Genomic DNA, 19,579 nt, shown 5'->3' with positions numbered 1-19,579 from the left:
TGAATTAATGGGCCGTTTGGCTATAAACGTCTTTTCCCCCGCAATTGCAGTTGCGGCAGGTGAGTTTTTCGATTTTTTGATGCGCCACCATGGGAAGGTAAGCCTTGAGTTCACCAACATTCGGTAAAAAGAAGTCGGGTGCAATTTCTAGCAAGGGCAGAAGAACAAATGAGCGCTCAATAATTTTTGGATGAGGGAGTATGAGCTCAGTCTCATTTTGAATAACGCCCTCAAAAGACAAAATATCTAAATCAAGAGTACGCGGCGCATTGGCATAAGGACGCTCTCTGCCAAACTCTAATTCAATGGCTTGGCAAACATGCAAAAGACCGTAGGGGCTTAACTGCGTCTCGATTTCAACCACGGCATTGATGTAGTCACCGCCAGTGGCTTCAACCGGCGCGCTTTGATAAAAGCAACTCTTTGCCAGAACATGTAATTCTGTGCGTTGTGCAAGGCAGACGATTGCGTCAGTGATCAGTTGACGGGTATCGCCGATATTGCCACCAAATCCGATAAAAGCTCGTGCCATAGGATTCCAAACTAGAGATGAAACTACTTTACTGAAATTTCTCTAAGTCTGCTTAGTCTGCTAAAGGTTCTGGTGCGATGGCTGCTTTGGGTTTTCTGCGCCGCCGTCTTTTGGCTGGAGAGCTTGCGCTTGAGCCGGATTCATTTTTGGCGCTAGCCATCAACTCTTCTTGCCCTGCAGGGTCGGTCGCAATGAAGTTAGTCCACCACTCTCCTATGGCTGGGTTTTGCTCCCCAGTTGCACAACGTAGCAGCATGAAGTCATAGCCTGCCCTAAAACGGGGCGATTCGATGAGCCGGTATGGGTAGCGTCCAACCCGCTTTTCAAAGCGAGGCTGCATGGACCAGATTTCCCGCATATCGCTTTCAAAGCGACGTTGAATCGTCATGCCACTGCTTTGGGTGGCAATAGTGTCGTCCATCGCATCATGCAGTGCGGGGATGTTGGCCATCCCTTTAGCGATATTCGCTTTCCAGTTCTGTAAGAGATCTGGCCAGAGTAAGGTGGCAAATAAGAATCCTGCCGAAACACTCTTGCCCGATTGAATGCGTTGATCGGTATTAGCTAGGGCAAGCTTGACAAAATCATTGGCTCCTTTAGAGGATTCGCTGCTATCGAGAATGTGATCTAGGAGCGGCAACAGGCCATGATGCAGGCCAGCATCTCTGAGGCCCTGAATGGCCGCCCAAGAATAACCTGACATTAAGAGTTTGAGAATTTCATCAAAGAGTCTTGCTGATGGTACGTCTTGTAATAGCTTGCCTAACTTAGCAATTGGTGCGCGCGTATCGGCATCCAAAGCAAATCCCGTTTTAGCAGCAAAGCGGATTGCTCTGAGCATACGTACTGGGTCTTCGCGATACCGCTTTGCGGGGTCACCGATCATGCGCAAGGTTTTCTTTTGCATGTCTACCATGCCGCCGTGATAGTCCAAGACAGTCTCGGTGGACGGGTCGTAATACATTGCATTGATAGTGAAATCACGGCGTGCAGCATCTTCGCCTTGCGAACCCCAAACGTTGTCGCGCAAAATGCGACCACTTTCTGCCACATGGTCACCAGCGTTATCTAGTAAGGCTCTAAAGGTAGAAACCTCAATAATTTCGGGATGGCCTTTGCCAAAGAAAGTCACATGCACAATCTGAAAACGACGCCCGATAAGGCGGGCTTTGCGAAACAATCTTTGTACTTGATCGGGCGTGGCATTAGTAGCGACATCAAAATCTTTGGGGCCAATCCCCAAGACGAGATCGCGCACGGCGCCGCCCACAATGAAAGCCTCATAACCAGCTTGCTGCAAAGTTTGGGTTACTTTGACAGCATTTTTAGAAAGCAAGTGTGGATCGATGCGATGTGATTTTTTGGGGATACGCTTTGGTGCTCCCGTATTGTTCGCATGCGTATGCTTGACCATGGGGTCACGACGCAAAATACGGTTAATGAATTTAGTAATCATGCAAACAGCTCAAGAATAGGCCAGTTGCGCTTTTGAGCTTCACTACGAAGGCGATCATCTGGATTGGTGGCAACTGGATGGCTGACTTGCTCCATTAAGGGTAAGTCGTTCATGGAGTCAGAGTAGAAATAACTCCGCGGCAATGCGCCCAAGGCAAGCTTCTGTTTTGCCAGCCAATCCTGCACATTCTGAATTTTGCCTTCACGAAAATTTGGAATACCTTTCACTTCGCCTGTGAAATTCGCTAAAGGGCTCTCACTGCTGGTTGCTGGCTCTGTAGCAATGAGGTGTTCAATCCCAAAGCTTTCAACAATCGGACGGGTAACAAAGCTATTGGTTGCAGTGACAACGCAACACAAGTCTCCAGCATCTTGATGCTGCTTTACCAAATCAATTGCTTTTTGACGAAGCTGCCCATGAATCACTTCTTCCATGAATTGGTCGTGCCATTCTTTTAATTGTGCGCGGGAGTGCTGAGACAGAGGCTTTAAGGCAAAGCGTAGAAATTCATGAATATCAAGCGTGCCATCTTTGTAGTTTTGATAGAAGCGATCATTTTGGCGCGCATAGTCTGCACTGTCGACAACGCCAATACGCGCTAAAAATTGACCCCACTCATAATCGCTATCGCAGGGTAGTAAGGTGTGATCTAAATCGAAAAGGGCTAGCTGGGTCACAAATGGAATATTGAATAAATTATTTAGGCTGCAAGAGCTCGCGAACTAGTGGCAAGGTTACAGCACGTTTTGTTTCTAATGAATAGGCGTCCAAAGCATCCATTAGGGCCATCAAATTGGGCATATCGCGATAAAAACGGTTTAACAACCATGGCAATACGTCTGGGGATAAAACGAGCCCTCGAGCTTTGGCTGCTTGCTCTAAGGCTTGTATTTTCTCATCATCATCTAAAAGTTGGGTTTGGTAGACCAAACCCCATCCTAGGCGTGTCCTGAGGTCTTCCCGGAGCGTCAGGTTGGCAGGGGCCTCGTTGCCGGCCATGAAGATGTGAATATTCTTACTGGCCTGCACCTCGTTCAGTATGCGAAAGAGTGCTCCAACTAAACGCTCATCTAAACGATCCACATCGTCTATGGTGATAACTGAAGGGGCATTACTTTGGGTGAGGCTTGGCAATTTTTCCTCAAGGCGCACCCAAGAGATTGGCTCATTCGGATTGAGAGAGAAAGATTCAAGGCCGGCATCACAAGCTGCACTCGTCATTGCTGTGAGCAAATGTGTGCGACCAGATCCTTCAGGTCCCCACCAATACATCCAGCGGTGATTCAGAGGATTGTTTGGTATTGATTCGGAAGATTCGGATGATTCTTTCCAAGAGCTACAAAGTGTTTGTAGTATCGACAGAAGAGCGAGGTCTTGGCTAGGCAGATAATTTTCGAGACTTGCTTTGGGTGTGTGACTGATGTCTAAAGCGAATTGTCTTGGAAGCGAGGGCGTATTCATTCAAGCGAAATTATTTTTGATACCAGGAGCTTTGCGTATAAACAGACCAAAGATATTGCACTAGCACCAAGCTTACTGCGCTGATCGGTAAAGCCAATAGGACGCCAAAGAAGCCAAAGAGTTTTCCAAAGAGTAGCAAGGCAAATACCACTCCAACAGGGTGTAGCCCAATGCGCTCACCAACTAGGCGTGGCGTTAAGAAGAACCCTTCTAAAAATTGTCCAAGCCCAAACACAAGGAGCACTCCAATAAGTTGGGCGCCAAGGCCGAATTGCAAGAGCGCAGAAAGAATTGCCAGAGCTAAACCAAGGGCGATCCCAATGTAAGGAATCACAATCATGAGGGCAGTAAAGACACCTAGCGCAACGGCACCCTTTATTCCGACTATGCTCAAGCCCACTCCATAGAAAATAGTCATGATGGAAATCACAATCAACATGCCACGCAGATATTGTGAAAGTAAGCCATCGGTATGCATCGCTAAGTGATGGACGGTTTCTTGCGCGCGGAGTGGAACGGTATTTTTGAGAAGGCTGAAAAAATGATCCCAATCGATCAGCAAATAAAACATCACAAAAATAATTAATACGCCATTTACAAAGCCTGCGATAACCGAGCTGCCAGATACCAATACGGTATCCAGTGTGTTGCTTATGAGAGTGTCAGCGTTATCGTTAATGTGCTCAGTGATTTTTTGGGTAACACTGGTTTTGAGATTCCCCCAATCAATATTGATATGAAGCTCTGTCAACTTAGGCCCAAGCCAGGCTTGGGTATTGGCAATCCATTCTGGGAGCTGCGCCTTAATTAAGGGAATTTCGAATTTCAGAAGACTAATCAACAGACCAAAAATAAAGAAAACCAGGCTCAAACCAATGAGCATGGCCAATGCTGCAGCTAAGGCCCTAGGAAGGTGACGCCTTTCCATCCACAGGCAAAGGGGTCTTAAGGCATATGCCAGAATGAATGCAGTCAGAAAAGGGGTAAAAATTTCAGCCATTACTAGTAATCCTCTAGAATTCAATGATTCTACTGACCCAGTAGCATTTTTTACTAATATTCCAGCTCAGACATGACTTCACCTACTCACTCTTCCTCAAAAGGCCTTTCTTACCGTGATGCGGGCGTTGATATTGATGCTGGCGACGCCTTGGTAGACCGGATCAAGCCTTTGGCTAAAAAGACCATGCGGGAAGGTGTTTTGGCCGGAATTGGTGGTTTTGGTGCTTTATTTGAGGTGCCTAAGCGCTATAAAGAGCCTGTTTTGGTATCCGGTACCGATGGTGTGGGTACAAAGCTACGCTTGGCATTTGAATGGAATCGTCACGATACGATCGGCCAGGACTTGGTGGCGATGAGCGTCAATGATATTTTGGTGCAAGGCGCCGAGCCACTCTTCTTCTTGGATTATTTTGCTTGCGGCAAGCTGACGGTAGATACAGCAGCTACTGTCGTTAGTGGCATTGCCACAGGCTGTGAATTATCTGGCTGCGCATTGATCGGTGGTGAGACTGCAGAAATGCCAGGCATGTACCCTCCAGGTGAATATGACTTGGCTGGTTTTGCAGTAGGTGCAGTTGAGAAATCTAAAATTATTACGGGAAATACCATTGTTCCAGGAGATGTGGTGTTGGCAATTGGTTCCAGCGGCGCTCATTCCAATGGTTATTCTTTGGTACGCAAAATTATTGAACGTGCTGGTGCAAAACCTACTGATGATTTAGGTGGTCGCTCATTAGGCGATGTGGTGATGGCGCCGACTGAAATTTATGTGAAGCCGCTTCTGAAATTAATTTCTGAGATTGATGTCAAAGGGATGGCGCACATCACGGGTGGCGGCTTAGTGGATAACGTGCCACGTGTCTTGCCAGAAAATACGCAAGCAGTTTTACATCGAGACAGTTGGCAAATGCCAGAACTCTTTCGCTGGTTACAGATGAAGGGCGGGGTGGCTGATGCGGAGATGGTGCGAGTATTTAACTGCGGTATTGGTATGGTGGTGATTGTTGCTCCAGCCCAAGCGGATGCTGCAATCAAATCATTAACTGCACATGGCTTAAAAGCTTGGACAGTTGGTGAAGTGCTTGAGCGCCCTCAGGGTGCACCACAAACGATCGTGATCTAAACGATTACTGCAAACCTACTTCTTCAAATGACTTTTGCAGTAATCTAATGCGGCCTTAAGCTCTGCTGGTTTAAAGGGGTCGAAGGTGCTTCTGCCGGCGATGGCTCTGAGCCATGTCAGTTGGCGCTTTCCAAGTTGCCTGGTTGCTGCTAATGCTTTGTAGCGCATTTGCTCAGCGTCGATTTCTCCGTTGAGATATTCCCAAGCCTGTCGATAACCGACCGACCGAATGGCTGGCAGATCCGCATGTAACGCAGAATTATTTCGTAGAGCTTTGACTTCATCTAAAAATCCTGCAAGCAACATTTCGTCAAACCGTTTTTCTAAATTTTGATGCAAGCGTTTGCGATCACTTGGTTCTAGGGATACTAGATGAATCCAGGCAGGAATCGCCGATCCTTCTCTGCCATCTTCGCTAGGTGAATCTGCGAGCAATGCCGACATCGGTTTGCCAGTAATTTCAAATACCTCTAGCGCACGCTGCACTCGTTGTGAATCATTGGGCTTTAGGCGAGCAGCAGTTTCCGGGTCTACCTTGGCCAACTTGGTGTGCATCGCGGGCCAACCTAGAGTCTTGCCTTCCTCGTCTATGCGGGAACGAATCTCAGGATTTGCTGTTGGTAAAGTAGAAAGGCCATGCGCCCAAGCTCTCCAATACAGCATGGTTCCACCAACTACTACCGGAATATTGCCTCTATTACGAATTTCTTCACAAAGTCGTTTTGCATCTTTGGCAAATCGAGCTGCGGAATAAACCTCTATCGGCTCCAGGATATCGATCAGGTGATGAATCACTGCAGCTTGTTCTGCTTTGCTAGGTTTGGCACTGCCAATATCAAGGCCGCGATAGACTAATGCAGAGTCCATACTGATGAGTTCGATGGTCAGGCCAATCGATTTAGCATGTTCAGCTAAAGACATGGCGAGATAGGTTTTGCCTGCACCAGTAGGCCCCACAATACAGAGTATGGGATTGACTTCTGATGACTGCATAGGCTGAATGTAGGGTTCAGATTGCATGATCCATTATAAGAGCCTGTTAATATCCGCATCAAACCTATCTTTGGAGTGCAAGTTGATTGATACCCTTTTGCAATTAAGCGATTTATTGCTACATATTGATCGTCATTTGGATGTTGTGATCTCGCAATATGGTCCTTGGGCATATGGCTTGCTATTTGCGATTGTGTTTGCAGAAACTGGCCTGGTTATCGCCCCCTTCCTCCCAGGGGATTCTCTTTTGTTTATTGCGGGTGCTTACTGTGCAACCGAGCACTTCAACATTTGGACTTTGTGTATTGGTTTGTTGATTGCAGCAATAGCTGGCAATACAGTGAACTACTTCGTTGGCCGTTGGATTGGTAAGAAAGTATTTAGCAGTCAATCACGCTGGATTGACCAAGGCGCTTTACTCAAGACCCATGCTTTTTATGAAAAGCATGGCGGCAAAACCATCATCGTTGCACGCTTTTTACCCATCATCAGAACCTTCGCACCCTTTGTTGCTGGTGTCTCGGAAATGAATTTCTCACGCTTTCAGTTATTCAATATCACTGGCGCTGTGCTCTGGGTCTTTGGCTTGGTGATTGCAGGATATTTCTTTGGAAATATTCCAGTGATACGTCAAAACTTAAATGTGATCGTACTAGTGGGTATTGGTGCAGCAGCGATACCAGTCGTTTTAGCTGCACTCTATAAAATTTTTCAGCGCAAGAAAAATTAAATCAAGTCAAACAAAACTGAATCATTAACTTAGTGCAGCTTGGTTTGACTTTCTAAAGTGGCGATGTGTTCACGAATGTCGCTAGCATCTTCCGCTTCAGGCGCTTCACTGAGATAGCGATGCATATCGGCTATAGCAGGGCGCAAATACTCTAGTTGTGCAAAGATCAAACCGCGATCTCTAATTTCCTCAACCGAATCGGGCAATAAAATGACCAAGCGCTCTTGAATGCCCAGTAAGCGCTCCCAGCGCTCATGCTCAGAGTAGATCATTTTGAGGTTTCTAAGAAAGCGCGACAAGATCTCTCTTGGACTAGAGGCCCGCAGGAAAACGTTAAGAGGAAGACTGAGCTCATCACGATAGCCTTTGGCGTCTAGGTAGGGGTCCAACATCTCTTGTAATTGATTCTTCGAAAGTGAATCACCAGTCAACGGATCCATGATGATTTCACCCTGTTGTAATGAAATACGCATCATGAAGTGATTGGGGAATGACACACCACGAATCTTCAAACCAATTTGCTGGCCTAGCTCGATCATCAAAATCGCTAGTGAGATAGGAATGCCTCTGCGATTTTCGAGCACATAGTGCAAATACGAATTTTCGGGTGCGTAGAAATCATTCGGGTTTGGACCAAAGCCTAACTCGGTATAAAAGAAGTGCTTCAGAATTTGTAAGCGTTGCATCGGCGCAGTATCTGGCGTAATGCGTGTTTTTAATTTATTGCCTAACTCATCGAGGTGATCGAGTACACCTTGCACATCTAAATCTGGATAGGCATGTTGTGCTACCGCGATGGCAGCTTCCGTTAATGGAAAGTGTTCGTCTTCAGCAACTAATGAAGTGAAATAGTCGAGTTGTTGTGTTGGCATACATTCTATTTTGCATGACGCAAGAATTTTTGCCAGCGAATTCCGACTAAAGCGAGGGCGCCAAAGTAAACCAAGGCTGCGGCAGCCAGCCACATCGCCAATAGACCAATACGGATCCAGGGTTCGGCCTGGAGGGTGATCCAGTTATGTGCATTTGCCGCATAAAAAAGCACTGCCGTAAAGGGAATTAAAGCCAGCAAGAGTTGTCCCAAATACTTTGCCCAGGAGGCGCTTGGGAGTGCGCCCCGTTTATGCAGCCCAACCCAGAGCAGGGCAGCATTCAGACAGGCGCCAGCGCCAACCGATAGAGCCAGGCCGGCATGACCAAGCCAGGGCACGAATACCAGGTTAGCCAGCTGCGTAGCTACCAGCACGAACAAGCCAATCTTCACTGGAGTCCGAATGTCTTGGCGGGAATAAAACCCGGGCGCCAAAATCTTGACGAGGATTAGGCCTATCAGACCAACGCCATAGGCTGCTAAGGCACGTTGCGTCATTAAGACATCCAGCGCATTAAATTTTCCATAGTGATACAAAACAGCAGCTAAGGGCTCGCCAAAAATAAAGAGTGCAATGGCGGCAGGTGCCGCAAGCAAGAAGGTAAGTTGTAATCCCCAAATGAGTAATTCGCCTGCATGCGTTAAGTCATTTTTGGCATTGGCTTTACTCAAACTGGGTAGCAACACTGTACCCAATGCAACTCCAAGTAGGGCAGTTGGGAACTCCATTAAACGATCGGCATAAGAGAGCCAAGAGACGCTACCCGCTTGTAAGCGCGATGCGATATTGGTGTTGATGATTAAAGAGATTTGCGCAACCGATACAGCAAAGACTGCTGGCCCCATCAGCTTGAGAACGCGCCGAGCATCAGGATTGCTGATTGCTGCTTTGATGGCGCTAGGCAATAAACCAATGCGCGGTAAAAGACCAAGACGAGCAAGCGCCGGAATTTGAATGGCTAATTGCAAAACGCCGCCCAAAAGAACGCCAATGCTTAATGCATAAATGGGTTGCTCCAAGTGGGGCGCCAAAAAGAGGGCGCTACCGATTAAAGCCAGGTTGAGTAAAACAGGGGTAAAAGCGGGAATCGCAAAGCGATGATAGGTATTTAAAATCCCAGCGGACAGAGAGACCATGGAAATGAGCCCAATGTAGGGAAACATGATTTGGGTCATGACAACGCTGGCGTCATAGGCTGGTCCACCGGAAAAGCCTGTAGCAATCACCAAAATGAGCAAGGGGGCGCCGATGACTCCCAGGAGTACCGTCAGCAACAAGGCCCAAAATAAGAGCGTAGCGACCGCATTAATGAGGATTTTGGCCTTATTTTGGTCCTCATTTGTGGAGATTTCCCCCAAAATGGGTACAAAAGCCTGGGAAAAGGCCCCTTCGGCAAAAAGCCGGCGCAGCAAATTCGGTAGCCTAAAAGCCACATTAAACGCGTCTGTCCACTCTGAGGCCCCAAAACTACGTGCGATCAGGGTCTCCCGCAGCAGCCCCGTAATACGGGAAAGCATGGTCAGGGAACTAACCTTGGCGGCGGTAGAAAGCAGGTTCATGAGCCGATTTTCACCTATTTATGGGTGGACTGGGCTTTTTTGCCCCTTTCAGGTAAAATCTTGGGTTTTGGCGAGCTTGCTTATGAATCTGGCAAGTCCGCGAGATTTTTAACTAATCGCATTTTGCAATTTATAGAGGCAAGGTTTAAAGATGGCCAATACAGCACAAGCGCGTAAGCGCGCACGCCAGGCAGTAAAACAGAACGAGCACAATTCCAGCTTGCGTTCAAAGCTTCGTACTTCCATCAAGGCAGTGCGTAAGGCGATCGATACTGGTGATAAAGCTGCTGCAGCGAAAGTGTTCGCAGCAACTCAAGCAACTATCGACAAGATTGCTGACAAAAAGATTGCTCACAAAAATACTGCAGCACGTCAAAAGTCACGTTTATCTGCAGCTATCAAGGCGATGGCAGCGTAATTCAGTAAAAGTTTTAGGCTGGTCGAATCATCATTTCGACCTAAGCCCGCTCCTTATCAGAGCGGGTTTTTGTTTTTAGGACTGGGTTTGGGGTTTGGGTTCAAACTCACAGGCCTCTTCAATCGGTAGACTGTTGTCTTTGGCAAAGTTCATGACAAAGTCGAGCGCTCTTGGATCGAGGTCACCTAGTCTAGTATCGATAACAACGCATTTCACTTTTGCAATTAGCACTGGTCTGACATAGGGCGAATAAGTGAAGCGAGGGTCTCCAGAATCTCCTGGAGGGCGAAACGTAGCCATTACCCCGCAAAGACGCTCCGCCCAATCACTGGGCCGAAATGGTTTGCCAGAAGTGTTGATGCCTTGAATGAAAAGCTTTTTGTGGTTCAAGTTGGCGTAAAGAAGTTCGTAAGAATCGTATTGCTAAGCCCTCTAGCTTAACAGCCGGAGGTGACCGTAAGATGGCTTTATGTTCTATTTTCGTGCAGTTGAATGTTTTAAGAAAAAAATGCAAGCCAAAACTTTAGTAGAAAGCTCAACTATGACATCTCTGGCAAAGCCTCAAGTGCCTGGTCAGGTAAGGCACTATCTGCAGTTTTCTGACCTCACTCGTGAGGAGTATGACTACCTGCTCAAAAGATCAGCATGGTTAAAGTCCAAGTTCAAAAGTTATGAGACTTGGCACCCTTTGCATGATCGCACTTTAGCCATGATTTTTGAAAAGCATTCCACGCGTACACGCCTCTCCTTTGAAGCGGGCATCCATCAGCTTGGTGGCCACGCTGTATACCTGAACACCCGAGATACTCAGTTAGGTCGTGGCGAGCCTGTAGAGGACGCTGCACAGGTGATTTCACGGATGACCGACATCATCATGATCCGCACCTTTGGTCAGGAGATCATTGAGCGTTTTGCTACGAACTCTCGTGTACCAGTAATTAATGGTTTAACCAATGAATATCATCCATGCCAAGTTTTGGCAGACATCTTCACCTTTGTTGAAGCCCGTGGACCGATTCAAGGAAAAACCGTAGCTTGGGTTGGTGATGCCAACAATATGGCCTACACCTGGATTCAGGCGGCGGAGTGCTTAGATTTTCAGTTGCACTTCTCTGCGCCTGAGGGGTATCAACTAGACCCAACGCGTTTAACAAAGAACGCTGCAAAACATTTAAGTATTTATGCTGATCCAAAAGATGCTTGTAAAGGTACTGACTTGGTAACGACCGATGTTTGGACTAGCATGGGCTATGAGGCTGAAAACAATTTACGTATGAATGCTTTCCAAGATTGGATGGTGGATGAGGAGCTAATGGCAGTCGCAAAGCCAGACGCTTTATTCATGCATTGCTTGCCAGCGCACCGTGGTGAAGAAGTTTCTGCGGGTGTGATCGACGGTCCGCAAAGCATTGTGTGGGAAGAGGCGGAAAATCGTTTGCATGTTCAAAAAGCGTTAATGGAGTATTTGCTCTGCGGTCGTTTGGATTAAGTAATAAAACGTAAGCAATAAAATATTAAGTAACTTGTTTTTAATTAATTTTGATTGAAAAAGAAATCATGTCTGATATTAAAAAAGCCGTACTAGCCTATTCTGGTGGACTCGATACTAGTGTGATCTTGAAGTGGCTTCAAGATACCTATGGTTGTGAGATCGTTACCTTCACCGCTGACTTGGGTCAGGGAGAAGAATTAGAGCCGGCGCGTGCCAAGGCGTTACAGTTTGGTATCAAGCCTGAAAATATTTTCATTGATGACTTGCGTGAAGAGTTTGTGCGTGATTTTGTGTTCCCCATGTTCCGCGCCAATACGATTTACGAAGGTGAATATCTTTTAGGTACATCCATTGCACGCCCATTAATTGCGAAGCGTCAAATTGAAATCGCCCGTTTAACTGGCGCTGATTCTGTATCTCATGGCGCCACTGGTAAAGGTAACGACCAAGTTCGCTTCGAATTGGGCTACTACGCCCTTGAGCCGGGAATCAAAGTAATTGCCCCTTGGCGCGAATGGGATCTGCTGTCACGCGAGAAGTTGATGGCTTACGCAGAAAAGCATGGCATTCCAGTTGAAATGAAACATAAGCAAGGCGGCTCCCCTTACTCTATGGATGCCAATTTACTGCACATTAGCTATGAAGGCCGTCATTTAGAAAATCCAAATGCCGAGGCTGAAGAGTCTATGTGGCGTTGGACAGTTTCTCCAGAAAAAGCTCCAGATGCGCCGCAAATTATTGAAATCGAATTTAAAGCGGGCGACCCAGTTGCGATTGATGGCAAATCCTACAAGCCACATGAATTATTAGCTGAGCTCAATCGTATTGGTGGCATGCATGGCATTGGTCGCCTCGATTTAGTTGAAAACCGTTTTGTTGGCATGAAGAGCCGTGGTTGCTATGAAACTCCTGGTGGCACCATTCTTCTGAAGGCACACCGCGGCATTGAGAGCATTACCCTTGATCGCGAAGTGGCCCACTTGAAAGATGATTTGATGCCACGCTACGCAAGCTTGATCTATAACGGCTTATGGTGGTCTCCTGAGCGTCTTGCTTTGCAAACCTTAATTGATCATACACAACAGATGGTCAATGGCGTTGTGTGCTTAAAGCTCTACAAAGGTTCTGTATCGGTGATTTCTCGTGATTCAGCCAATACCTTGTTTGATCAAAATATTGCAACCTTTGATGATGATGGTGGTGCATACAACCAAGCGGATGCTGGTGGCTTCATCAAGCTCAACGCATTGCGTATGCGTATTGCCGAAATAGCAAAGCGTAAGCGCGCCAAGAAGTAATTAGAAAAAATATTAAGAACTAAACAAAATAGAAAGAACCCAGATGCAATTTGATCAAGTTTCAGTCGGCAAAAAAGCCAATGTATATTTTGACGGTAAATGCGTTTCCCACACAGTGACTTTGCCAAATGGTGTGCGTAAGTCAGTTGGGGTGGTGCTACCCAGTACTTTGCGTTTTGACCTGAGCACCAAAGAGATCATGGAAGTAGTTGATGGCAATGCTTTTGTCAGCATCAACGGCGCTCCAGAGCAAGAATTTAAGGCTGGCCAAAGCTGGGAAGTAGAAAAGGGTGGTTATTTCATCATTCGTGCTGAGCAGCCAGTGCACTACGTTTGCCATTTTGAGTAAACGCATTTACACCTAAAGAAAACGCAGACCTAGGTCTGCGTTTTTTATTTCCTTGCCACACTGCGTTGATTAATTATTTCTTAGGTAAGCCACTAATCACGCTGCCAGGCGCAATCACTCTTTCTGAGAACCATTGCTTATTCATCTCCAGGGCGTAACGAATCGCTACTTTGGGACAATGATTGTTGGTGGTCTCTGCTTGCATCTCTTCAATATTCACAATCTTGCCATCGTCAGCAATGAATGCAATCGAGAGTGGAATCTTAGTGTTATTCATCCAAAAGCAATGACCTGCTTTTTGTTCAAAGATAAACAGCATTCCTGAATTCGTGGGCATGCTAGTGCGATTCATGAGGCCCACTTCTCTCGCCTTGGGCGTATCAGCTAGCTCTGCTTGGATACGATAGATTCCCGTTTTGAGTTCAATACTCGGTAGCCCAACATTGACCTGCGCTAATGCGAGGGCGGGGCAAATGAGAAACGCAATAGAGAAAAGCGTGTGAACTAGTTTGTTATTTGTATCCATGTTGAGAATTTTAGGCGAGTCAATTTGTAGGCGAAAAAAAACCCAGGAACGAATCCTGGGTTTTCCATAATGATCTAAGGACTATTAAGCCGCTTGGATATTGGTAGCTTGCTTGCCTTTAGGGCCTTGGGTAATGTCAAACGTTACCTTTTGGTTTTCCTTAAGGGTTTTAAACCCAGGCATAGTAATTGCGCTGAAATGCGCGAACAACTCTTCTTCACCATCATCAGGTTTGATAAAGCCAAAACCTTTTGCATCATTGAACCACTTAACAATTCCGGTCGCCATGCGAACTCCATTACATAAACTTAAAACAACCGTGATGAGGGTAAATACTTTTTAATCAGTCTCAATCCACAACACGCCTAAATAGAACCTCTTTAGAAGCCTACCCCCCGATTGTTTGCCCTTTTTGTAGGGGTGTCAAGGAGTTATATGTACTTCACTCTCAGTAATTACCCCTTTTTTTATCGAAAATTGCCCCAATATGGGTTAAACAAGGGTTTTTGAGGGGTTTTCGCAACAAGACCCTGGTTAAATCAAGTTTAGATATCTGTTTAGAATGTTTCACATGAGCCGCACACCTAAAAATCCCACTACTGGCGTCCCTGCCAATCCTTATGTTGAGGACACCCTTCTTCTCGAAAAACAGGTCGAGCAAGTTAAGGCACCTTCGATGTATAAAGTTTTATTACTGAATGATGATTACACGCCAATGGAATTTGTGGTGATGGTTATTCAGGAGTATTTTAATAAGGACCACGAAACAGCAACGCGCATCATGTTGCAGGTTCATTTGGTTGGCAAAGGTGTTTGCGGAATATTTACCCGTGACGTTGCTGCCACGAAGGTGCATCAAGTTATTGAATTATCCCGTGAAGCGGGTCACCCACTACAGTGCACTATGGAGGAAGTATGATTGCCCAAGAACTAGAAGTAAGCTTGCATATGGCGTTTGTTGACGCGCGGGCATCAAGACATGAGTTCATTACCGTAGAACATTTGCTCGCCGCCTTGCTCGATAACGCTACCGCCGTTGAGGTGTTAAAGGCTTGCGCCGTTAATATTGCAGAGCTACGTGCTCAACTCAAAAACTTTATCAATGACAACACTCCTGTGGTGCCTGGCAATGATGAAGTGGATACACAACCAACCTTAGGATTTCAGAGAGTGATTCAGCGCGCGATCATGCACGTTCAATCAACATCCAATGGCAAAAAAGAAGTTACTGGTGCCAATGTATTGGTGGCGATTTTTGGTGAAAAAGATTCTCATGCAGTGTATTTCTTGCAACAGCAAGGTGTCACCCGTTTAGATGTGGTGAACTTCATTAGTCATGGTGTGCGTAAAGATCAAGCTGAGCACGTCAAACCTGCTGACAACACTCAAGAAACTGAAGAAGCTGCTTCTTCAGGTAAAGAGAGTCCATTAGATCAATACACCCAAAACCTCAATGCCCTCGCTCGCCAAGGCAAGATTGATCCATTGATCGGCCGTGAGAGTGAAGTGGAGCGAGTGATTCAAGTCCTTTGCCGTCGTCGCAAGAACAACCCGCTATTGGTCGGTGAGGCCGGTGTTGGTAAGACTGCGATTGCTGAAGGTTTGGCTTGGAGAATTGTTAAAGGCGATGTGCCTGAAATCTTGGCTAACGCAACGGTGTATTCCTTAGATATGGGTGCTTTGTTAGCAGGCACTAAATATCGCGGTGATTTTGAGCAACGCCTGAAGAGTGTGCTCAAGTCATTAAAAGACCATGCACATGGTGTCTTATTTATTGATGAGATTCACACCTTGATTGGTGCTGGTGCTGCATCAGGCGGAACATTGGATGCAAGCAACTTATTGAAGCCGGCTTTGTCTAATGGTCAACTCAAATGTATTGGCGCAACTACCTTTACTGAATACCGCGGCATCTTTGAAAAGGATGCTGCTTTATCGCGTCGTTTCCAGAAGGTCGATGTGGTCGAGCCAACAGTTGATCAAACGGTACAAATTCTCCGTGGCCTGAAATCTCGCTTCGAAGAGCACCACAGCGTCAAATATGCTGCTGGTGCCTTGGTGGCAGCAGCAGAACTTTCTGCTCGTTATATCAATGACCGTCATTTACCAGATAAAGCAATTGACGTGATTGATGAAGCGGGGGCTGCACAACGTATCTTGCCAAAGTCTAAGCAGAAGAAAACCATTGGTCGTCCTGAGATTGAAGAGATTGTGGCTAAGATTGCGCGCATACCGCCTCAATCTGTCACCGTTGACGATCGTAGTAAGTTGCAGACCTTGGATCGTGATATCAAGAGCGTAGTCTTTGGTCAAGATCCTGCTATCGAAGCGTTAGCGAGTGCGATCAAGATGACTCGCGCTGGGCTTGGTAAGATCGATCGTCCCATTGGATCTTTCTTATTCTCGGGTCCCACTGGCGTCGGCAAGACCGAGGTTGCAAAACAACTTGCTTACATTTTGGGTATTGAGCTCTTGCGCTTTGATATGTCTGAGTACATGGAGCGTCATGCAGTGAGCCGCTTAATTGGTGCGCCTCCAGGTTATGTGGGCTTTGATCAAGGTGGTTTACTTACAGAAGCGGTGAATAAAAAGCCTCATTGCGTCCTCTTGCTCGATGAAATTGAAAAAGCCCATCCTGATATTTTCAATATTCTCTTGCAAGTGATGGATCACGGTACTTTGACGGATAACAACGGTCGCAAGACTGATTTCCGCAATGTGATCATCATCATGACTACCAATGCCGGTGCTGAAGCCATGCAGAAGTCGACCATTGGCTTTACTAACGCACGTGAGTCTGGCGATGAGATGGCCGACATTAAGAAGTTCTTTACGCCTGAGTTCCGCAATCGCTTGGATGCCATTGTTTCCTTCAAGGCACTGGATGAGACCATCATCATGCGCGTAGTTGATAAGTTCTTAATGCAGTTAGAAGAGCAATTGCATGAGAAGAAGGTTGACGCTACTTTCAGTGCGGCACTACGCGCGCATCTTGCAAAACATGGTTTTGATCCCTTAATGGGCGCTCGCCCAATGCAGCGCATCATTCAAGACACGGTTCGCAAGGCTTTGGCAGACGAACTACTCTTTGGTAAGCTGGCGCAAGGCGGTCATGTCGATGTGGATATTGATGCTGATGGCAAAGTGCAGTTGAACTTTGAGGCTCCTAAGTTGCCTGGCAAAGCCGCCAAGGTGGACGTAGCACCTGCAGAAGAAATGTAATCAATCACAGACGCACTACTCAAAAAGGAAAATATGTCTCATCACGATAAATTGCTAGAAGCCTTTGAAACTTATAAAGCGGAGAATGAGAAGTTCCAAGGCAAAGGCATTAAAGCGTCTGCTGCTCGTGCTCGCAAGGCTTTGCAAGAGATTGCTGGTTCTTGCAAAGAGCGTCGCATGGAAATTACTGCAGAAAAAGAATCTCGCGAAGGTGCGGGTGCCGGTATGTCACAAGATGCTGCACGTAAAGCGCATATTCGCAAGTAATAAGCAGTAGGATTTATAGAAGGAAAAAAGCCACCCTCGGGTGGCTTTTTTGTTCATTCGTATTGGTAGATGAATTAGCTGCGACCAGTGCTGCCAAAGCCGCCTGCACCACGGCTACTTTCACTGAACTCCTCAACGACTTTGAGTTCAACTTGTTGCACTGGCATCACTACGAGTTGTGCAAGGCGCTCCATTGGCTCAAGCTTAAATGGAGTAGATCCACGATTCCAGGTGCTCACCATCAATTGACCTTGGTAGTCAGAATCAATGAGGCCAACTAAGTTGCCCAAGACGATGCCATGCTTATGACCAAGGCCTGAGCGAGGAAGAATAAAAGCCGCATAGCGTGGATCTTCTACATAAATGGCTAAACCGGTAGGCACTAAAATAGTTTGGCCCGGAGCAATCTCCATCGTTTCATCGATACAGGCACGTAGATCTAGTCCAGCGCTACCAGGGGTGCCATAAGTAGGTAGTTGAGACCGCATCCGTTCATCGAGAATTTTGACTTGTAAAGATTGCATGAAATTTCCTAAAACAGGGAATGTAAGTAAAGAGAATGCCGTTAAATTTTCTTGGCTACTAGTTGAATGAGTTGGCGAGCAAGGTGAAGTTTTTCAGCCTTCGCTATTTTTTTACTACCACTAGCATCCATAACGAGTAACTGATTGAAGTCGCTTCCAAAGGTATCTGGACCAATGTTGCCAACAATCATTGGAATACCTTTGCGCTTCAGTTTCTCGTCCGCATGCTTTTCGAGATCAGTGGATTCGGCAGCAAAGCCAACGCAATAAGGGGAAGGTTTGCCGTTTTTGGTTTTGACTGTCTTGGCAACATCTAAAAGAATATCTGGATTGGCTACAAATTCCATGTTTGGAGCACCATCACCTTGGCGCTTTATTTTTTCTTTGGCAGGCTTTGCAATGCCCCAGTCAGCTACTGCCGCTACCGCAAAGAACACATCGCAATCAGTGGCTGCCAATGTTGCAGCGTGCATTTCTTTAGCGCTCACGACATTAGTCCGGATAATCTTTCCAGTCGCCTCTAATGGCGTAGGAAGATCGCAGGGGCCTGCAATCAGACGTACTTGGGCACCAGCCTCCAAAGCGGCTCTAGCAATGGCAAAGCCCATCTTTCCGGAGCTGTGATTGGTAATGCCGCGGACTGGATCAATCGCTTCAAAGGTGGGGCCAGCAGTAATCAATACTTTTTTACCTACAAGTGATTTCTTTTGAAAGAAAGCAATGACTTGCTCAGAAATTTCTGCAGGCTCAAGCATTCTGCCCATGCCCACTTCTCCGCAAGCCTGAAAGCCACTCGCGGGGCCGAGAAGAGTTACCCCATCATGGTGGAGGCGGTCAGCACTCCTCTGAGTGGCTGCGTGCTCCCACATCTGTTTGTTCATCGCAGGGGCAATTAGCAACGGGCAATCTCTTGCTAAGCAAAGCGTGCTGAGCAAATCATCTGCCAAGCCAAGGGAAAGTTTGGCCATAAGGTCTGCACTCGTTGGCGCAATCAGGATGATGTCAGCTGAGCGTGATAACTCGATATGAGCCATATTGTTACTAATGCTGTTATCCCATTGGCTGGTGAAGACTGGATTGCCTGTGAGCGCTTGCATGGTGACAGATGTCACAAATTGTTGTGCAGCCTCGGTCATCACTACCTGTACAGAAGCGCCCTCTTGTATTAACAGGCGAGCGAGCTCTGGTGTCTTATAGGCAGCAATGCCGCCGGAGATGCCGAGAACGATTTTCTTATTTAAAAGTGATTGCATGGCGCCAGCTTAATGGGATTGAGGGGATTTGCCAAATGACTTGCGCAATTCGCTCCAGATGATGAGGCCTGCCCCAATACAGATTGCGCTATCGGCAATATTAAAGGCTGGCCAATGCCAGTTGGCGTAGTGCAAATCGATGAAGTCAACTACGGCACCATACATGATTCGGTCTAAAACATTGCCTAGCGCACCACCCAGAATCAGGCTGAGTGCCAGGCACAGTAGTTTCTCGCCAAGGCTTTTACGTAATAAGTAAATGATGTAGATACTGGCTATGAGACCAAGAATAGTAAAGAACCAACGCTGCCAACCTGATCCCTGTGCCAAGAATGAAAACGCCGCGCCTGGATTAAAAAGCAGTAGCCAATTCAGAAAAGGAAGGACGGGTTCAGGTACACCCATTTGCAAATTGCTTAACGCAGCCCACTTACTCAACTGGTCTAAGAGCAGAATCATCGTTGCAATAGCAAGATAGCGAAGCATTGGCAGGCTCATCAAT

The 19,579-nt window shown here is 46.7% G+C and carries 23 protein-coding genes; 9 read left to right on the top strand and 14 right to left on the bottom strand.

Annotated elements, in window-relative coordinates:
• Positions 1-4: 4 nt before the first annotated feature.
• From folK to ICN35_RS04570, 5 genes are read right to left on the bottom strand one after another with little or no spacing between them, the layout of a single operon-like run.
• Complete coding sequence (gene folK / locus ICN35_RS04590; RefSeq protein ID WP_216124667.1) at positions 5-532, bottom strand: 2-amino-4-hydroxy-6-hydroxymethyldihydropteridine diphosphokinase; 528 nt, start codon at positions 530-532, stop codon at positions 5-7.
• Positions 533-584: 52 nt separating this feature from the next.
• Positions 585-1,988 (bottom strand): polynucleotide adenylyltransferase PcnB, encoded by a 1,404-nt coding sequence (pcnB, locus tag ICN35_RS04585; RefSeq protein WP_216124666.1) that lies wholly within the window; start codon positions 1,986-1,988, stop codon positions 585-587.
• On the bottom strand, positions 1,985-2,665 hold the full coding sequence (locus ICN35_RS04580; protein ID WP_215318843.1) for an HAD family phosphatase: 681 nt from the start codon (positions 2,663-2,665) through the stop codon (positions 1,985-1,987). Before ICN35_RS04580 ends, pcnB begins: the two co-directional genes overlap by 4 nt.
• Positions 2,666-2,684: 19 nt before the next feature.
• The gene (gene hda / locus ICN35_RS04575) at positions 2,685-3,449 is read right to left on the bottom strand and encodes a DnaA regulatory inactivator Hda (RefSeq protein WP_216124665.1); all 765 of its coding nucleotides are present in this window, start codon (positions 3,447-3,449) and stop codon (positions 2,685-2,687) included.
• A gap of 10 nt (positions 3,450-3,459) precedes the next feature.
• Positions 3,460-4,449 carry an AI-2E family transporter gene (locus ICN35_RS04570; RefSeq protein WP_216124664.1) on the bottom strand — a complete coding sequence of 330 codons (990 nt, stop codon included), beginning with the start codon at positions 4,447-4,449 and terminating at the stop codon, positions 3,460-3,462.
• Between the two features lie 72 nt (positions 4,450-4,521).
• On the opposite strand from ICN35_RS04570, the gene purM reads away from it, so the two are divergent.
• On the top strand, positions 4,522-5,574 hold the full coding sequence (gene purM / locus ICN35_RS04565) for a phosphoribosylformylglycinamidine cyclo-ligase (protein ID WP_216124663.1): 1,053 nt from the start codon (positions 4,522-4,524) through the stop codon (positions 5,572-5,574).
• Positions 5,575-5,589: 15 nt separating this feature from the next.
• Here purM and miaA read toward each other — a convergent pair whose 3' ends face one another.
• Positions 5,590-6,594 (bottom strand): tRNA (adenosine(37)-N6)-dimethylallyltransferase MiaA, encoded by a 1,005-nt coding sequence (miaA, locus tag ICN35_RS04560; protein ID WP_215295742.1) that lies wholly within the window; start codon positions 6,592-6,594, stop codon positions 5,590-5,592.
• Positions 6,595-6,652: 58 nt separating this feature from the next.
• Between miaA and ICN35_RS04555 the strand changes: the two genes are divergently transcribed.
• Positions 6,653-7,297 (top strand): VTT domain-containing protein, encoded by a 645-nt coding sequence (locus ICN35_RS04555; protein WP_216124760.1) that lies wholly within the window; start codon positions 6,653-6,655, stop codon positions 7,295-7,297.
• A gap of 29 nt (positions 7,298-7,326) precedes the next feature.
• Here the strand turns inward: ICN35_RS04555 and ICN35_RS04550 are convergent, their stop codons facing one another.
• Entirely contained in the window at positions 7,327-8,169 is an 843-nt protein-coding gene (locus ICN35_RS04550; RefSeq protein ID WP_216124662.1) for a SirB1 family protein, read from the bottom strand.
• A gap of 5 nt (positions 8,170-8,174) precedes the next feature.
• Positions 8,175-9,728: a murein biosynthesis integral membrane protein MurJ gene (gene murJ / locus ICN35_RS04545; RefSeq protein ID WP_216124661.1), complete on the bottom strand. Its 1,554-nt coding sequence runs from the start codon at positions 9,726-9,728 to the stop codon at positions 8,175-8,177.
• Positions 9,729-9,879: 151 nt separating this feature from the next.
• Between murJ and rpsT the strand changes: the two genes are divergently transcribed.
• Positions 9,880-10,146, top strand: coding sequence for a 30S ribosomal protein S20 (gene rpsT / locus ICN35_RS04540; RefSeq protein ID WP_068949332.1), 267 nt, complete (start codon positions 9,880-9,882; stop codon positions 10,144-10,146).
• A 75-nt stretch (positions 10,147-10,221) separates the two neighbouring features.
• On the opposite strand, the gene ICN35_RS04535 is transcribed toward rpsT, so the two are convergent.
• Complete coding sequence (locus tag ICN35_RS04535) at positions 10,222-10,536, bottom strand: DUF3579 domain-containing protein (RefSeq protein ID WP_215295739.1); 315 nt, start codon at positions 10,534-10,536, stop codon at positions 10,222-10,224.
• A gap of 151 nt (positions 10,537-10,687) precedes the next feature.
• Here ICN35_RS04535 and argF point away from each other — a divergent pair, with 151 nt between their 5' ends.
• The 3 genes from argF (at position 10,688) to ICN35_RS04520 (ending at position 13,285) form a co-directional block, all read left to right on the top strand.
• Entirely contained in the window at positions 10,688-11,635 is a 948-nt protein-coding gene (gene argF / locus ICN35_RS04530; RefSeq protein WP_216124758.1) for an ornithine carbamoyltransferase, read from the top strand.
• 68 nt (positions 11,636-11,703) lie between these two features.
• Positions 11,704-12,936 carry an argininosuccinate synthase gene (locus tag ICN35_RS04525; protein WP_216124659.1) on the top strand — a complete coding sequence of 411 codons (1,233 nt, stop codon included), beginning with the start codon at positions 11,704-11,706 and terminating at the stop codon, positions 12,934-12,936.
• Positions 12,937-12,979: 43 nt separating this feature from the next.
• On the top strand, positions 12,980-13,285 hold the full coding sequence (locus tag ICN35_RS04520; protein ID WP_215295737.1) for a pyrimidine/purine nucleoside phosphorylase: 306 nt from the start codon (positions 12,980-12,982) through the stop codon (positions 13,283-13,285).
• A 73-nt stretch (positions 13,286-13,358) separates the two neighbouring features.
• On the opposite strand, the gene ICN35_RS04515 is transcribed toward ICN35_RS04520, so the two are convergent.
• Positions 13,359-13,811 carry a DUF192 domain-containing protein gene (locus ICN35_RS04515; RefSeq protein ID WP_215295736.1) on the bottom strand — a complete coding sequence of 151 codons (453 nt, stop codon included), beginning with the start codon at positions 13,809-13,811 and terminating at the stop codon, positions 13,359-13,361.
• 84 nt (positions 13,812-13,895) lie between these two features.
• Positions 13,896-14,099: a cold-shock protein gene (locus ICN35_RS04510; protein ID WP_011903586.1), complete on the bottom strand. Its 204-nt coding sequence runs from the start codon at positions 14,097-14,099 to the stop codon at positions 13,896-13,898.
• Between the two features lie 274 nt (positions 14,100-14,373).
• On the opposite strand from ICN35_RS04510, the gene clpS reads away from it, so the two are divergent.
• Genes clpS through ICN35_RS04495 form a run of 3 tightly spaced genes read left to right on the top strand, consistent with a single transcriptional unit; the run spans position 14,374 to position 17,300 of the window.
• Positions 14,374-14,730 carry an ATP-dependent Clp protease adapter ClpS gene (gene clpS / locus ICN35_RS04505; protein WP_216124657.1) on the top strand — a complete coding sequence of 119 codons (357 nt, stop codon included), beginning with the start codon at positions 14,374-14,376 and terminating at the stop codon, positions 14,728-14,730.
• Positions 14,727-17,033, top strand: a complete 2,307-nt coding sequence (clpA, locus tag ICN35_RS04500) for an ATP-dependent Clp protease ATP-binding subunit ClpA (protein ID WP_215295734.1) — start codon at positions 14,727-14,729, stop codon at positions 17,031-17,033. Before clpS ends, clpA begins: the two co-directional genes overlap by 4 nt.
• Positions 17,034-17,066: 33 nt before the next feature.
• Positions 17,067-17,300, top strand: coding sequence for a hypothetical protein (locus ICN35_RS04495; protein WP_216124656.1), 234 nt, complete (start codon positions 17,067-17,069; stop codon positions 17,298-17,300).
• A gap of 74 nt (positions 17,301-17,374) precedes the next feature.
• Here ICN35_RS04495 and dut read toward each other — a convergent pair whose 3' ends face one another.
• From dut to lspA, 3 genes are read right to left on the bottom strand one after another with little or no spacing between them, the layout of a single operon-like run.
• Positions 17,375-17,824 carry a dUTP diphosphatase gene (dut, locus tag ICN35_RS04490; RefSeq protein WP_216124653.1) on the bottom strand — a complete coding sequence of 150 codons (450 nt, stop codon included), beginning with the start codon at positions 17,822-17,824 and terminating at the stop codon, positions 17,375-17,377.
• A 41-nt stretch (positions 17,825-17,865) separates the two neighbouring features.
• Complete coding sequence (gene coaBC, locus ICN35_RS04485) at positions 17,866-19,077, bottom strand: bifunctional phosphopantothenoylcysteine decarboxylase/phosphopantothenate--cysteine ligase CoaBC (RefSeq protein WP_215295731.1); 1,212 nt, start codon at positions 19,075-19,077, stop codon at positions 17,866-17,868.
• Between the two features lie 9 nt (positions 19,078-19,086).
• On the bottom strand, positions 19,087-19,575 hold the full coding sequence (gene lspA, locus ICN35_RS04480) for a signal peptidase II (RefSeq protein WP_215295730.1): 489 nt from the start codon (positions 19,573-19,575) through the stop codon (positions 19,087-19,089).
• Positions 19,576-19,579: the final 4 nt, after the last annotated feature.

This window comes from Polynucleobacter sp. es-GGE-1 (genome assembly GCF_018882005.1).
Lineage (GTDB): Bacteria > Pseudomonadota > Gammaproteobacteria > Burkholderiales > Burkholderiaceae > Polynucleobacter.
The sequence above is the reverse complement of the archived record's forward strand: the minus strand, read 5'-3'. Positions and strand labels throughout refer to the sequence as shown.

Bases quoted from the DNA above. Each gene is read 5' to 3' on its own strand.
- ICN35_RS04520 (WP_215295737.1), top strand. From the start codon at position 12,980: ATGCAATTTGATCAAGTTTCAGTCGGCAAAAAAGCCAATGTATATTTT.
- dut (WP_216124653.1), bottom strand. From the start codon at position 17,824: ATGCAATCTTTACAAGTCAAAATTCTCGATGAACGGATGCGGTCTCAA.
- coaBC (WP_215295731.1), bottom strand. From the start codon at position 19,077: ATGCAATCACTTTTAAATAAGAAAATCGTTCTCGGCATCTCCGGCGGC.
- murJ (WP_216124661.1), bottom strand. From the start codon at position 9,728: ATGAACCTGCTTTCTACCGCCGCCAAGGTTAGTTCCCTGACCATGCTT.
- clpA (WP_215295734.1), top strand. From the start codon at position 14,727: ATGATTGCCCAAGAACTAGAAGTAAGCTTGCATATGGCGTTTGTTGAC.
- ICN35_RS04510 (WP_011903586.1), bottom strand. From the start codon at position 14,099: ATGGCGACCGGAATTGTTAAGTGGTTCAATGATGCAAAAGGTTTTGGC.
- folK (WP_216124667.1), bottom strand. From the start codon at position 532: ATGGCACGAGCTTTTATCGGATTTGGTGGCAATATCGGCGATACCCGT.
- ICN35_RS04515 (WP_215295736.1), bottom strand. From the start codon at position 13,811: ATGGATACAAATAACAAACTAGTTCACACGCTTTTCTCTATTGCGTTT.
- pcnB (WP_216124666.1), bottom strand. From the start codon at position 1,988: ATGATTACTAAATTCATTAACCGTATTTTGCGTCGTGACCCCATGGTC.
- clpS (WP_216124657.1), top strand. From the start codon at position 14,374: ATGTTTCACATGAGCCGCACACCTAAAAATCCCACTACTGGCGTCCCT.
- miaA (WP_215295742.1), bottom strand. From the start codon at position 6,594: ATGCAATCTGAACCCTACATTCAGCCTATGCAGTCATCAGAAGTCAAT.
- hda (WP_216124665.1), bottom strand. From the start codon at position 3,449: ATGAATACGCCCTCGCTTCCAAGACAATTCGCTTTAGACATCAGTCAC.
- rpsT (WP_068949332.1), top strand. From the start codon at position 9,880: ATGGCCAATACAGCACAAGCGCGTAAGCGCGCACGCCAGGCAGTAAAA.
- lspA (WP_215295730.1), bottom strand. From the start codon at position 19,575: ATGAGCCTGCCAATGCTTCGCTATCTTGCTATTGCAACGATGATTCTG.
- ICN35_RS04495 (WP_216124656.1), top strand. From the start codon at position 17,067: ATGTCTCATCACGATAAATTGCTAGAAGCCTTTGAAACTTATAAAGCG.
- ICN35_RS04525 (WP_216124659.1), top strand. From the start codon at position 11,704: ATGTCTGATATTAAAAAAGCCGTACTAGCCTATTCTGGTGGACTCGAT.
- argF (WP_216124758.1), top strand. From the start codon at position 10,688: ATGACATCTCTGGCAAAGCCTCAAGTGCCTGGTCAGGTAAGGCACTAT.
- ICN35_RS04550 (WP_216124662.1), bottom strand. From the start codon at position 8,169: ATGCCAACACAACAACTCGACTATTTCACTTCATTAGTTGCTGAAGAC.
- ICN35_RS04570 (WP_216124664.1), bottom strand. From the start codon at position 4,449: ATGGCTGAAATTTTTACCCCTTTTCTGACTGCATTCATTCTGGCATAT.
- purM (WP_216124663.1), top strand. From the start codon at position 4,522: ATGACTTCACCTACTCACTCTTCCTCAAAAGGCCTTTCTTACCGTGAT.